The sequence below is a fragment of the Providencia sp. PROV174 genome (assembly GCF_028480685.1).
GTDB lineage: Bacteria > Pseudomonadota > Gammaproteobacteria > Enterobacterales > Enterobacteriaceae > Providencia > Providencia rettgeri.
Window position 1 is genome coordinate 301,696 of record NZ_JAMPOT010000014.1, and the last position, 14,360, is coordinate 316,055.

The window sequence follows — 14,360 nt, forward strand, 5'->3', positions numbered from 1 at the left end:
TTAATTTACTCCATTTCCGATAATAGAATAGATTTCTTGAAGCGTGGTTTTACCCATTTCAACGCATTCTATACCTGCATTAAAAAGGCTAACAAAATTATTTTGGTTTTCTAATGTATTATTTTTAAGGATTTCACAGATATTGCTTTGATCTATGTATTCATAAATTGCAGTTCTTCCCATAAAACCAGAAAAACAAAGCTCACAGCCTTTTGAGGACCATTCATTGATTATATGGTTATTATGCAATTCAGTTTTTGTAGGTATTGTTTCTTTGCAGTGAGGGCAAAGTTTTCGTACCAACCTCTGTGCAATAACCATTTTTAAACAGGATTTAAGTTGACTATTTTCTATCCCCAATTGATTCATTCGCTCTATAGCACTAATTGTACAATTGGTGTGCAATGTTGACAAAACTAGATGACCAGTTTGAGCCGCTCGGGTCGCAATCTTAGCAGTTTCTTCATCACGGATTTCACCAATCATAATAACATCAGGGTCTTGCCGTAGAAGTGCCCTCAAAATAAAAGAAAAATTAAGTTTGTATTTTTCATTGACTTGGGTTTGGTTGATCCCTTGTAGGGGGATTTCAATAGGGTCCTCAATGGTTGTTATATTTCTTGAGGATTGATTTAAATATTCTAGATAACTATAAAGTGTTACTGTTTTACCACTTCCTGTTGGCCCTGTGACTAAAATTAATCCTTGTGGACGATTTAAATATTCTTTTAACCGCTCAAGAAGGGAAGAGCACATCCCTATGTGCTCTAAAGAATATTTTAATTGCGTATTCAAAATACGTAAGACTAACTTTTCACCATGAATGGTCGGAATACTCGAAAGGCGAATGCTATAATTTTGTCCGTCAAAGTACCAATTCATTTGACCATCTTGTGGAAGCCTTTTTTCCGCAATATTCATTTTTGCAAGTATTTTTATACGAGCAATGATCTCACTATTAATTTCATAAGGGGGAGAAGAAATAAAATATAGCTTCCCATCTACACGTAATCTAATTTTTAACCCCTGTTTGGTTGGCTCAAGGTGTATATCAGATGAGCGTTTATGAACCGCTGTTTTTAATAATTCTTCAACGAAATTAATAGCCGGTGATGACGTGTTTAATAGTTCAGGCTCTTGTGATTGATAATTTGTTTCCTCCTCATTTATTTCATGTACTGTGTTATTAAAATAATGGTCTATTTTTTCTTTTGGCCAAATGTCATAACAAACAGGGACACTAGCAATAAATTTCAATGTGGCTATTAAGTTATCATCTGGTTTTTTAACAACAGCGATAGATAACCTTTTTTGATTATAATCGATGATTATAATGTAGTTTCTATCGCATAAACTCTTAAGCTCTTTATAAATAAATTGGTCATTCTTAGTTATATTCATAAACATTCCCAATTAGAAGATAAATGTTTTTTCACATAGTGATTTCAAGCTAGCATTATTTTTATTTTCGCAAACAACCGCCCAGTTAAAGGGTTTATCTAAAGTTGGAAGGGTTGGTGTTAATGTGACTTTTAAGTCTGATAATGATTTGTCAGTAGAAAACGTAATAACCCCAGATTTAACTTCTATTTTACTAATGTATTTCCCCGTTATATTGGTAGGGATATCATCATTACCTCCATTACATTGTAATAAGCTTCCTCGATTAAAACTGCATATTTCTATACTGTTCTTATAAGGAATAACGGTTTGGAGTACATCGGTAATTGCTGCTTTTTGCATATAGCTTTGATAGCCTGGGATCGCAATAGCACTTAGAATTGATATAATTGCAATTACTACCATAATTTCAATAAGTGAAAATCCTTGTTGATTCATAAATAAAAACCTCCGTTGTTAAGTGAGGTTTTATCATAATTAGATTTTTTAGTTAAAGTTAGAGGTTAAAAAAAGCAGTGCGAAGCACTTTGTAAATGTTTATTGAAAAATAAATTAGATTGCATTTTTATTCGAGCAGCTTCGCAATAAATAATAAAGATAAAATAGAAAGTGGGATTTGTTGATAAATTAAGTGAAGATAAATGCGCCTGTTTTGTATTCACGGGTAAGATCAATATAGATTTTACCCGGAGCAATAATTCAATCATTAATTATTTAGTTTACTTTTATAATGTGTCCAATTAAAAAATGGGCCAGGATCTGTTTTGCGACCAGGAGCAATATTACTGTGGCCGGTAATATTATTTTTAATTAGTGGATACTCAACTATAAGTAAATTAGTTAAATAAGTAAGGGATTGATATTGTACTTCGGTAAATGGTTCAAAATCAGTACCTTCTAGTTCAATACCAATAGAAAAATCGTTACATTTTTCTTGGCCTTGGTAGGAAGACTGCCCAGCATGCCAAGCTCGTAAATGAAAGGGGACATATTGAATGATGGTGCCGTCACGGCGTATTAAGCAATGAGCTGAAACGCGAAGATGTTTGATTTCATTAAAAAATGGATGTTCATCAGGGTTTAAAGTCCCTGTAAATAATTGATTTATATAAGGGCCACCAAATTGGCCAGGTGGAAGGCTGATATTATGAATGACTAACAGAGAAGGTATGGTATTTGTGGGGCGCTCATCATAATGTGGAGAAGGGATATGAGTCACATTATTTAGCCAACCATTGTGTATTTTCATATCGTTATCCATAGTATTCTCTTTTCTTTTTTTGTTAACACTCGTTATCTGCAAACGAAAAGATTAGCATAGATGAAACAAAGCGAGTGCATATTTTGGAGTTAAAAATGACGATACGGCGATATGATGAACAGCAAAGACGTGAAATGCTTTTTGAGCGGTTACAAATTGATATTCCTTTTATGGTCAGTGTGGCTTTGAAAGAAGATTTAGGTCAGTCTATTGATTATAAAAAAGATATCACTGGTCAGCTGTTAAACATAGATGCGCAAGCGAGTGCTAGAATTATTACCCGCGAACATGGCGTTTTTTGTGGGAAGCAATGGTTAGATGAGGTCTTTCTTCAACTTGGTGGGCAAGTCAAAATTGATTGGAAAGTTCAAGATGGTGAAACCGTTACTCCTAACCAAGTTCTCTGCGAGATGCAGGGGCCATCACAAATTTTACTAACAGGTGAGCGCACCTCTTTGAATTTTATTCAAACGCTTTCTTCTGTTTCAAGTATTACTGCTGAATATGTAAAACAAATCGCAGGTACAAGAGCTAAGTTACTTGATACACGTAAAACTATCCCGGGCTTAAGGACTGCTTTAAAATATGCAGTATTGATGGGGGGTGGGTTTAACCATCGCTTAGGTTTATCTGATGCCTACTTAATAAAAGAAAACCATATTATATCAGCTGGTTCAGTCGAACGAGCTGTTGAATTAGCGCGTAGCGCGCATCCAGATGTCCCAATAGAAATTGAAGTTGAAAGTTTAGATGAGTTATTACGAGCCTTAAAAGCGCAAGCGGATATCATCATGTTAGATAACTTTACTCCAGTCATGATGAAAGAAGCTGTGGTGTTAACGGCAGGAAAGGCTGCACTTGAAGTTTCTGGCGATGTTACCTTAGACACAATAACAGAGTTCGCAGAAACAGGGGTTGATTTTATTTCTGTTGGTGCGCTAACCAAACATATTAAAGCCATGGATTTATCTATGCGTTTTATTGATAAAAATCATTAAGCTATATGGTGTGACACACCAAGCTATCTCAGCTAAGATCCTAAGTTATAGTATTGTTGATGTAGCTTTATCTTGAGTAGCTGTTTACGTTAAGCAGGTTTTAGGAATCTAGCTTACTTGTTAACTAACAGTATCTTGGTGTTGATTTAAATCTTTATGGGGTTACAACAAAATATTTTGTAGCCCCTAGTCAGTTGGCGCATTATGCAGTTCCTTTATCCACCTATCAATTGAAACATTACAACGCTATTTTATTTTCTACATCAACTTTATTCTAAGATGATAAGGGATAGGTTTGAGTGTAATTTAACCAAATGAATTTAAGTTAAGTTTAAAAGTGGTTGTGAATTTAACTATTTATTAACATCATTGTGGTCTTGATGAGTAAAAAGTACTGCCAATGGCATTATTTGGTTAAATAATTACTATTAATGAATTTAAATTCAATTTATTGGTTGGTTTAACGATTCAGTTTCTATTTTAAAGCATAATAAGTCGGTTTTAATGTTAAAATATGTCATGTCAAATTGCATATTTAGTTATCAATTCATGCTAAATATTAAAAAAAATTGTTAAGATTTGCAGGATTTTATGATTTAGCGCAAGGTCTTTATGGACAGATAGTGAATACTTTGTTACTTTATTAACCCATAAATAAATTGGTATTACCAATTAACACTGGGTAATACGTAATCAATAATTACTCACTCATGAATATGGCAGATTATGACTTACGGTAAAATTCGCCAACCAAAGTTATCAGATGTAATAGAGCAGCGTCTCGAACATCTTATTTTCGAAGGGACACTACGCCCTGGCGAAAAGCTGCCTCCTGAGCGCGAACTTGCAAAACAGTTTGACGTATCTCGACCATCAGTGCGTGAAGCAATTCAAACGTTAGAGGCGAAAGGCCTTTTATCTCGCCGCCAAGGTGGCGGAACATTCGTGCAAAAGAAAATGTGGCAAAGCTTTAGTGACCCTTTAGCTCAGCTACTTGAAGGCAATCCTGAATCTCAATTCGATCTTCTTGAAACTCGCCATGCCCTTGAAGGTATTGCTGCGTATTATGCGGCACTTCGTGGTACAGATGAGGATCTTGAGCGGATTCGGCAAAGCTATGAATTAATTAAGACAGCGCAAGAAGAAAATGGTGGATTAGAAGCAGAGTCAGATGCGGTATTACAATATCAATTAATTGTAACTGAAGCTGCTCATAATGTCGTTTTGCTGCACCTATTGCGCTGTATGATCCCGATGTTAGAACAAAATATTCGTCAGAATTTTGAGTTCTTATATACCCGTAAAGAAATGTATAAAGCAGTTAGTGAACATCGAGCACAGATTTTTGCCGCTATAATGGCAAGAGAGCCCGAAAAGGCACGTGAAGCTTCTCATCGTCACTTAGCCTTTATCGAAGATTTACTGTTGGATATTAGCCGAGAGCAAACTCGCAGAGAACGTTCTTTACGTCGGTTACAGCAACATCCTGATTTGAATTAATAATATAGATCCTGACTGCTGCGTCTATATTATTGTGAATACTCTAATTGAGAGTTAAAGCGGCAACTACATCAGGGCCTATCTTCCCGCTGTTTTACGGCAACTGGAAAAATAGCAGGAAGATAGGCTCCACATAAACATATAAAATAGATAACAGATAAGGAATACACCATGTCAGATATGTTAAAAAATGACGTGGATCCGATTGAAACTCGCGACTGGCTACAGGCGATTGAATCGGTCATCCGTGAAGAAGGTGTTGATCGTGCTCAGTTTATTATCGAACAGGTATTAAGCGAAGCGCGTAAAGGCGGTGTTAATATTGCCGCTGGCGCATCTGGTCATTCTGATTACATCAACACAATAGCTGTTGAAGATGAGCCGGCATACCCTGGTAACATGGATTTAGAGCGCCGTATTCGCTCTGCAATTCGTTGGAACGCAGTAATGACTGTTTTACGTGCTTCCAAAAAAGACTTAGAGCTGGGTGGCCACATGGCTTCTTTCCAGTCATCAGCAACTTTGTATGAAGTGTGCTTTAACCACTTCTTCCGCGCGCATAATAACAATGACGGCGGGGACTTAGTCTTCTTCCAAGGCCACATTTCTCCAGGTATTTACGCACGTGCGTTCTTGGAAGGTCGCTTAACTGAGGAGCAAATGAATAACTTCCGTCAAGAAATTGGTGGAAATGGTCTGTCTTCTTATCCACACCCTAAATTAATGCCTGACTTCTGGCAGTTCCCGACCGTATCAATGGGTCTGGGTCCAATTAATGCTATCTATCAAGCTAAGTTCCTGAAATATCTTGATAACCGCGGACTGAAAGATACATCAGCTCAGCGCGTATATGCATTCCTAGGTGATGGTGAGATGGATGAGCCAGAATCTAAAGGTGCAATTACTATCGCCACTCGCGATAAATTAGATAACTTAGTATTTGTTATCAACTGTAACTTGCAACGTTTAGATGGCCCAGTTACAGGTAATGGTAAAATTGTTAATGAACTAGAAGGTATCTTTAATGGTGCTGGCTGGCAAGTTATCAAAGTTATGTGGGGCGACCGTTGGGATGAATTACTGCGTAAAGACACGAGCGGTAAACTTGTTCAATTAATGAACGAAACCTTAGACGGCGACTACCAAACCTTTAAATCGCGTGACGGTGCATACGTACGTGAGCATTTCTTTAATCGTTACCCAGAAACTGCAGCATTAGTTAAAGATATGACTGATGATGAAATTTGGGCTCTGAACCGTGGTGGTCACGATCCGAAGAAAGTGTACGCAGCATTCAAAAAAGCACAAGAAACGAAAGGTAAACCAACTGTTATTTTAGCGCAAACCATCAAAGGTTATGGTATGGGTGAAACTGCAGAAGGTAAAAATATTGCTCACCAAGTGAAGAAAATGAACATGGATGGCGTTCGTCATTTCCGTGATCAATTCAATGTACCAGTTGCTGATGAGCAAATTGAAAAACTGCCATACATTACGTTTGAAAAAGATTCCGAAGAGTACAAATATCTGCATGAGCGCCGTCAAGCGTTAGGTGGTTATTTACCCGCTCGTCGCTCAACCTTTGACGAAAAATTAGATATCCCAGCACTGGCAGATTTCAGCCAATTATTGGAAGAACAATCTAAAGAAATTTCAACAACTATCGCGTTCGTTCGTGCGCTGAACGTCATGTTGAAAAACCAATCGATCAAAGAGCGTTTAGTACCAATTATCGCTGATGAAGCGCGTACATTTGGTATGGAAGGCCTATTCCGTCAAATCGGTATCTATAGTCCTAAAGGTCAGCAATATACTCCGCAAGACCGTGAGCAAGTTGCTTACTATAAAGAAGACTCGAAAGGTCAAATCCTGCAAGAAGGTATCAATGAGCTGGGTGCGGGTTCTTCTTGGTTAGCGGCTGCGACATCATACAGCACTAACAACCTGCCAATGATCCCATTCTATATCTACTACTCAATGTTTGGTTTCCAACGCATTGGTGACTTGATGTGGGCAGCGGGTGACCAGCAAGCACGCGGTTTCTTAATCGGTGGTACTTCAGGCCGTACAACACTGAATGGTGAAGGCCTACAGCATGAAGATGGCCATAGCCATATTCAATCACTGACTATCCCTAACTGTATTTCTTATGACCCTGCATTTGCTTATGAAGTTGCTGTCATTATGCAAAACGGTTTAGAGCGTATGTACGGTGAGAAACAAGAAAACGTTTACTACTACATCACGACGCTGAATGAAAACTATCATATGCCAGCAATGCCAGAAGGTGCAGAAGAAGGTATCCGTAAAGGTATCTATAAACTGGCTTCTGTTGAAGGTAGCAAAGGTAAAGTTCAGTTGTTAGGTTCAGGTTCTATGATGCGCCACGTGCGTGAAGCCGCTGACATTCTGTCTGCAGAATATGGAATTGGTTCTGATGTCTATAGTGTGACTTCTTTCACTGAATTGGCTCGTGATGGCCAAGACTGTGAGCGTTGGAACATGCTGCATCCATCTGAAGCACCACGCGTTCCATACATTGCACAAGTGATGAATGACGCACCAGCCGTTGCATCAACTGACTACATGAAACTGTTCGCAGAACAAGTTCGTACATATGTTCCTGCAAGTGATTACCGTGTTCTGGGTACAGATGGTTTCGGTCGTTCAGACAGTCGTGAAAACCTGCGTCACCACTTTGAAGTGGATACATCCTATGTGATCGTTGCAGCGTTAGGTGAATTAGCTAAACGTGGTGAGATTGATGTAAAAGTCGTTGAAGAAGCGATTAAAAAATACAACATCAACCCAGATAAAGTTAACCCACGTTTGGCATAAGAGGTAAAAATCAATGTCTATTGAAATCCAAGTGCCTGATATCGGTGCTGATGAAGTTGAAGTCACCGAAGTGATGGTTAAAGTTGGCGACAAAGTAGAAGCAGAGCAATCACTTATTACCGTTGAAGGTGATAAGGCTTCTATGGAAGTCCCATCTCCACAAGCGGGTGTGGTAAAAGAAATTAAAATTGCTGTTGGCGATAAAGTGACAACAGGCAAATTAATCATGGTATTCGAAGCAGAGGCGGGCGCCGCAGCGCCTGCTCCTGCAGAAGCCCCTGCGGCTCCAGCGGCAGCACCAAGCGCAGCAGCATCTAAAGATGTTGCTGTACCAGATATCGGTGGCGATGAAGTTGAAGTTACTGAAATCATGGTTAAAGTCGGTGACAAAGTAGAAGCTGAGCAATCTTTAATTACAGTTGAAGGTGATAAAGCCTCAATGGAAGTTCCTGCGCCATTTGCTGGAACGGTCAAAGAAATCAAAATTGCGACTGGCGATAAAGTGAAAACTGGCTCGCTGATCATGGTATTTGAAGTTGCAGGCGCGGCACCTGCTGCGGCTCCTGTTGCACAAGCAGCGGCACCAGCAGCTACAACAGCTTCAGCAATTAAAGATGTTAATGTTCCTGACATCGGCGGCGATGAAGTTGAAGTTACCGAAGTGATGGTCAAAGTGGGTGATACTGTTTCCGCTGAGCAATCAATCATTACGGTTGAAGGCGACAAAGCTTCAATGGAAGTACCAGCGCCATTTGCGGGAACAGTTAAAGAAATTAAAATTGCGACTGGCGATAAAGTGAAAACTGGCTCGCTGATTATGACCTTTGAAGTGGCAGGTGCAGCTCCAGCAGCGGCTCCAGCTGCTCAACCGTCTGCTCCGGCTCCTGCGGCAGCTCCTGCACAAGCAGCGCCAGCGAAAGCAACTGACAACAAAACTGAATTTGTTGAAAATGATGCATACATCCATGCAACTCCAGTCATTCGCCGCTTAGCGCGTGAATTTGGTGTTAACTTAGCGAAAGTGAAAGGTACAGGCCGTAAGGGTCGTATCCTGCGTGAAGACGTTCAAGCTTACGTGAAAGATGCAGTAAAACGTGCGGAAGCTCCTGCAGCTGCAGGTGGCGGTTTACCAGGTATGCTGCCATGGCCGAAAGTGGATTACAGCAAATTCGGTGAAGTCGAAGAAGTTGAACTGGGGCGTATCCAAAAGATTTCTGGCGCTAACTTAAGCCGTAACTGGGTGATGATCCCACATGTTACACTGATGGAAGAAGTGGATACCACTGAAGTTGAAGAGTTCCGTAAGCAACAAAACAAAGAAGCTGAGAAGAAAAAACTGGATGTGAAAATCACACCATTAGTTTTTGTCATGAAAGCGGTTGCTCGTGCTCTGGAAGAAATGCCACGCTTTAATAGCTCCATTTCTGAAGATGCGCAGCGTCTGTTCCTGAAAAAATATATCAACATCGGTATTGCAGTTGATACTCCAAATGGCCTCGTTGTTCCTGTCTTCAAAGACGTTAACAAAAAAGGTATTTTAGAGTTATCTCGTGAACTGATGGAAGTTTCTAAGAAAGCGCGTGCAGGTAAACTCACTGCGTCTGATATGCAAGGCGGATGTTTCACCATTTCTAGCCTTGGTGGTATCGGTACAACTGGTTTTGCACCAATCGTGAACGCACCTGAAGTTGCTATTATGGGGCTGTCACGTTCTTCAATGAAACCTGTTTGGAATGGTAGCGAGTTTGTTCCTCGCCTGATCCTGCCAATGTCACTGTCCTTTGACCACCGTGTCATCGATGGGGCTGATGGAGCGCGCTTCATCACCCTAGTAGGGCAATTAATGAGCGATATTCGCCGTTTAGTGATGTAAATAATAAGACCGGCGAATAAGCCGGTCTGTCTTATTTAGGCTGAGGCAGAATTTTTTGCTGCTGCTACGAAAGGTTGGGAGTTACATCACGAAATGAGCCTTTTCAGGGTGTTAACAATTCTGTAAACTGCTCTCGGTGTGTACTTTTCCAGTGGAAGATCGTTTATTCAGCAGTACCGCTGGACAAAACAAAAAGAGGTCATGATGAGTACTGAAATTAAAGCCCAAGTCGTTGTGCTTGGTGCAGGCCCTGCAGGTTATTCTGCGGCTTTCCGTTGCGCTGACTTAGGTTTAGAAACTGTTTTAGTAGAACGTTATTCAACCCTTGGTGGTGTTTGTTTAAACGTTGGCTGTATCCCTTCAAAAGCTTTATTGCATGTTGCAAAAGTGATCGAAGAAGCAAAAGCATTAGCAGAACACGGTATCGTATTTGGTGAGCCAAAAACGGATATCTCTAAAGTTCGCTTATGGAAAGAAAAAGTGATCAATCAGCTGACGGGTGGTCTGGCTGGTATGGCGAAAGGCCGTAAAGTTAACGTGGTTAACGGTCTAGGTAAATTCACTGGTGCAAATACACTGGTTGTTGAAGGCGAAAACGGTAGCACGACTATCAACTTCGATAACGCAATTATTGCAGCGGGTTCACGTCCAATTCAATTACCATTCATTCCTCATGAAGACCCACGTATTTGGGATTCAACTGATGCGTTAGAACTGACAGAAGTTCCTGAGCGTCTGCTGGTTATGGGTGGGGGTATTATCGGTTTAGAAATGGGAACTGTGTATCATGCACTGGGTTCTCAAATCGATGTGGTTGAAATGTTTGACCAAGTCATCCCAGCGGCTGACAAAGATGTGGTTAAAGTATTCACCAAACAAATCAGTAAAAAATTCAACCTACTGTTAGAAACTAAAGTCACAGCTGTTGAAGCGAAAGAAGATGGTATCTACGTTTCTATGGAAGGTAAAAAAGCTTCCGCAGAACCACAACGTTATGATGCTGTATTAGTAGCTATCGGCCGTGTTCCTAACGGTAAAAACTTAGATGCAGGCAAAGCAGGCGTTGAAGTTGATGACCGTGGCTTTATCCATGTCGATAAACAAATGCGTACTAACGTTCCGCACATTTTCGCTATCGGTGATATCGTTGGTCAACCAATGTTGGCTCACAAAGGTGTTCACGAAGGTCACGTTGCCGCAGAGGTTATCTCTGGTCTGAAACATTACTTTGACCCGAAAGTTATTCCATCTATCGCTTATACTGAACCAGAAGTTGCTTGGGTTGGTTTAACTGAGAAAGAAGCGAAAGAACAAAACATCAGCTATGAAGTTGCGACTTTCCCATGGGCAGCATCAGGCCGTGCAATCGCATCTGATTGCTCTGAAGGTATGACTAAACTGATTTTCGACAAGCAATCTAACCGTGTTATCGGTGGTGCGGTTGTCGGTGTGAACGGTGGTGAATTACTGGGTGAAATCGGCCTAGCAATTGAAATGGGCTGTGATGCTGAAGATTTAGCATTGACTATCCATGCTCACCCAACACTGTACGAATCAATCGGTATGGCTGCTGAAATTTACGAAGGTAGCATTACTGATTTACCAAACGCAAAAGCGAAAAAGAAAAAATAATTTTCTTTAATCGCACAGATAAACAGTATCTCTAGTATGCTGTTTATCGCCAAAGCGAATTGAAGCCAATGTGGAAACACATTGGCTTTTTTTGTTTTTTTGAATATATACAATCAGTCACATAGCTCTGTTCTGTTATTTATTAAAATCAATATTAATTGTTTTATAAGTAATACGTGTTTAATTTTAAATGGCCGAATCTTTATTAATAATAACGGTTAGTTGACTATAAAAATATTAAATTCTAATTTCTTTATTCTATTTTTTATTGATAACTAATAAGGAAGTTAGTTTATGGATGATGTGACACACCTAGGTACAATAACTGTATGGGGAAACAATCCAAGAGAACATTTTAATGATTATTTTAATAATTATGATAATGCTCATGAAGATATTGATTTAACTGGGAGGTATGAAGAATTAAAAAATGTTTTAAATGAAAATCTTTATGATAATAAAAATATAGCTCATATCCATGATGATGTTGATAATCACAAAGTCGATGCTTTTCAAGATTCTTCTACTACAATTAAGGATGATTTAAAATCTAAACAAACATTAATTGAAAATGATTTAATTACATTGAGAAAGGATATTGCGGAAATTGAGAAATCGCCTGGCTGGAAATTTATCATTGATCCGCAAAAGTACCCTTGTACATATAAATGGAATTTTCAATCTTCAGACTCCTCAAAATTAAAAATTTCAGCAACCTTTAAATTTCGCACAATTGAAGATAGAGACAGGCTCCTCGCAGATGATTTTGACGATAATATACCGGGTATACCGAGGTTTCCTTTTGATAATATAAATCTATATATAGATGCGGTTAATAAGCGAGCTGACCGTGATGCTATAATTCAATTGCTCGAAATTAAGAGACAACATAAAAGTATTACGGATAAAATTCAGTTTAATGTAAATGAATTAAATAAGCTGAAAATAGCCCAAAGTAGTGTATTTGCTGTTCCCACACCGAATGTTCCTACATTACCTCATGGCGTTGCTTCAAATTCACAAGTAACACAAACGGCAAATAGCAATATTGTAAAAGGTATCGAAAAGACATTAGGTAATATTCGTGATGGCCTAGCGGAAACGTTTGATTGCTCTTTTGGCATGAGTTGCTCAAATGATTTAGATAAAGCAGCAAAAAATTCAAGTGTTGAGAAACCTCATACTGGTGGGGACCAAATACCTGAACAAGGCCGGATAGGTACAGGTGGAATCCAAATACCTGAGCAAGGAAAAATTGATACGAGTGGAAACCAGATACCCGAAAAAGGGCGGATGAATACTGGCGGAGATCAAATACCTGAACGTATAGATAATACACATGTAACCCCACAGCCTAATCAGATTACAGTAGAAGATATTGCTTATTTATCTGAGAATAAGAACAATATTAAGGAGCAATGGCATAAAGGTAGTTTTAATTCACCTGAAGAATCGTTACAGAAACATTATGAAAAGCATGGAAAAGAAGTTGGTGCAAGTAATATTGAACAATATCAACGAAAAGCTGAAGAGTTTTCAAGAAGTTTAAAAGGCGCTAAAGCCTCTAAGATAAGAGGGGCTACAGACAACGTAACTCGTTATTATAAGAACGGGAAATATTTAGATAAAACAATCGAAGGAAAGATAATATCGTTTGGAAAACAATAATAGAGAGGAATACGTTATGTGGCATGATTTAAACATTAAAAATGTGGGCCGTATAGAGAAAACAGTTGCTGAATTCACAATTACAATGATCCCTATTTTGCCTTATTCAAAAATGAAAGTGAAAATTTATGAAAGTCAATCCGGAAATTTTACTGGAATGACTGACTTGGCAATAAAAAGAAAATTTGATGGTTCTCCCGAATGTGCTATTGGGTATGGAGATACTATTGAGAAGGCACTAGAAGACACGATCCTTTATTTTAATAAAATGCTAAGTCAAGACGGATTCACTGAATTAACCGAAGATGATATTAGCTACGCAGAGTGGTCTGATTTTTAAAAGTTAAAAGATCCCAGCAAGTGCTGGGATCTCTGTTAACGGTTTTACTCATCCTCAGCTAGCTGGATGAACAGTTGCTCAGCTTGGCATGTAAGGATATAGCGACTACCTATTTTAAATCCGGGCTCGCTCAGTTACTTACAGCTTGAGGTGAGCAGTGGGCTGGGGGGATCGCGGTTGGGCACCTATAAATAATTTTTGTGTATTTATAAGGGCTGTTCATCTGCCATTCTTCGTTATTTATCAGAAAAACACGTAATATGGTCTGACTTGATGATGCTAAAGGTGTAGGCAAATACTGGTTTGGCTATTGTTTACACTTTATCTACATCTACTAGCTTTCAATCATTCGTGTAGATAAAACAAAATAATACATATCAATAAGAAAGCGCTATGGAACTAAAACCCACTGCAATTTTAATTCATGTACCTGATGTTCAAGCGGGTTTGGCTTGGTATCAGCAAGCTTTTCCACAAGCAAAGGCAGAATACTTGCCTGAATTTGATTTCACCTTACTGCATGTCGGAGACTTCACGATAGAAGTGGTGCAAGCGGATAAAAAAGTCAGTGAAGGTAAAAAAGGAACGGTATTGTATTGGCAAGTCGATAATTTTGATTTGGCTTTTGAGCATTTCACTCAACTAGGGGCAAAACTGTACCGCGGACCAATGTTAATAGATGGTAACAATCGAATGTGCCAAGTGGAAGATCCATTTGGTAACTTAATTGGCCTAAAAGGACAATAAAACCAATTAAAATATTTAAAAAAATTAAAACCAATCGCAATGATTTACCTTATCAATTAGTAATATAAATAAAATTGCGATAAAAAATATAATTTGTGATAG

Annotated in this window: 11 protein-coding genes; 8 read left to right on the forward strand and 3 right to left on the reverse strand. The window is 38.9% G+C overall.

Annotated elements, in window-relative coordinates; translation table 11 throughout:
• From PSE60_RS14230 to ampD, 3 genes are all read right to left on the reverse strand, one after another.
• Positions 1 to 1,401, reverse strand: a complete 1,401-nt coding sequence (locus PSE60_RS14230) for an ATPase, T2SS/T4P/T4SS family (protein ID WP_272665816.1) — start codon at positions 1,399 to 1,401, stop codon at positions 1 to 3.
• 12 nt (positions 1,402 to 1,413) lie between these two features.
• The gene (gene ppdD / locus PSE60_RS14235) at positions 1,414 to 1,839 is read right to left on the reverse strand and encodes a prepilin peptidase-dependent pilin (RefSeq protein ID WP_272665817.1); all 426 of its coding nucleotides are present in this window, start codon (positions 1,837 to 1,839) and stop codon (positions 1,414 to 1,416) included.
• 268 nt (positions 1,840 to 2,107) lie between these two features.
• The gene (ampD, locus tag PSE60_RS14240) at positions 2,108 to 2,650 is read right to left on the reverse strand and encodes a 1,6-anhydro-N-acetylmuramyl-L-alanine amidase AmpD (RefSeq protein WP_272665818.1); all 543 of its coding nucleotides are present in this window, start codon (positions 2,648 to 2,650) and stop codon (positions 2,108 to 2,110) included.
• A gap of 107 nt (positions 2,651 to 2,757) precedes the next feature.
• Here ampD and nadC point away from each other — a divergent pair, with 107 nt between their 5' ends.
• The 8 genes from nadC to PSE60_RS14280 all read left to right on the forward strand — a co-directional run bounded on the left by nadC (position 2,758) and on the right by PSE60_RS14280 (position 14,258).
• Complete coding sequence (gene nadC / locus PSE60_RS14245; RefSeq protein WP_272665819.1) at positions 2,758 to 3,660, forward strand: carboxylating nicotinate-nucleotide diphosphorylase; 903 nt, start codon at positions 2,758 to 2,760, stop codon at positions 3,658 to 3,660.
• A gap of 726 nt (positions 3,661 to 4,386) precedes the next feature.
• Positions 4,387 to 5,160 carry a pyruvate dehydrogenase complex transcriptional repressor PdhR gene (pdhR, locus tag PSE60_RS14250; RefSeq protein WP_272665820.1) on the forward strand — a complete coding sequence of 258 codons (774 nt, stop codon included), beginning with the start codon at positions 4,387 to 4,389 and terminating at the stop codon, positions 5,158 to 5,160.
• Positions 5,161 to 5,331: 171 nt separating this feature from the next.
• The gene (gene aceE, locus PSE60_RS14255; protein ID WP_004913119.1) at positions 5,332 to 7,998 is read left to right on the forward strand and encodes a pyruvate dehydrogenase (acetyl-transferring), homodimeric type; all 2,667 of its coding nucleotides are present in this window, start codon (positions 5,332 to 5,334) and stop codon (positions 7,996 to 7,998) included.
• Positions 7,999 to 8,011: 13 nt separating this feature from the next.
• Positions 8,012 to 9,871 (forward strand): pyruvate dehydrogenase complex dihydrolipoyllysine-residue acetyltransferase, encoded by a 1,860-nt coding sequence (gene aceF / locus PSE60_RS14260; RefSeq protein ID WP_109912932.1) that lies wholly within the window; start codon positions 8,012 to 8,014, stop codon positions 9,869 to 9,871.
• Between the two features lie 204 nt (positions 9,872 to 10,075).
• Positions 10,076 to 11,503 (forward strand): dihydrolipoyl dehydrogenase, encoded by a 1,428-nt coding sequence (gene lpdA / locus PSE60_RS14265; protein ID WP_272665821.1) that lies wholly within the window; start codon positions 10,076 to 10,078, stop codon positions 11,501 to 11,503.
• Positions 11,504 to 11,797: 294 nt separating this feature from the next.
• Positions 11,798 to 13,171, forward strand: coding sequence for a hypothetical protein (locus tag PSE60_RS14270; protein WP_272665822.1), 1,374 nt, complete (start codon positions 11,798 to 11,800; stop codon positions 13,169 to 13,171).
• A gap of 16 nt (positions 13,172 to 13,187) precedes the next feature.
• Positions 13,188 to 13,511, forward strand: a complete 324-nt coding sequence (locus PSE60_RS14275) for a hypothetical protein (protein ID WP_042851637.1) — start codon at positions 13,188 to 13,190, stop codon at positions 13,509 to 13,511.
• A gap of 393 nt (positions 13,512 to 13,904) precedes the next feature.
• Positions 13,905 to 14,258 carry a VOC family protein gene (locus PSE60_RS14280; RefSeq protein WP_272665823.1) on the forward strand — a complete coding sequence of 118 codons (354 nt, stop codon included), beginning with the start codon at positions 13,905 to 13,907 and terminating at the stop codon, positions 14,256 to 14,258.
• Positions 14,259 to 14,360 lie beyond the last annotated feature (102 nt).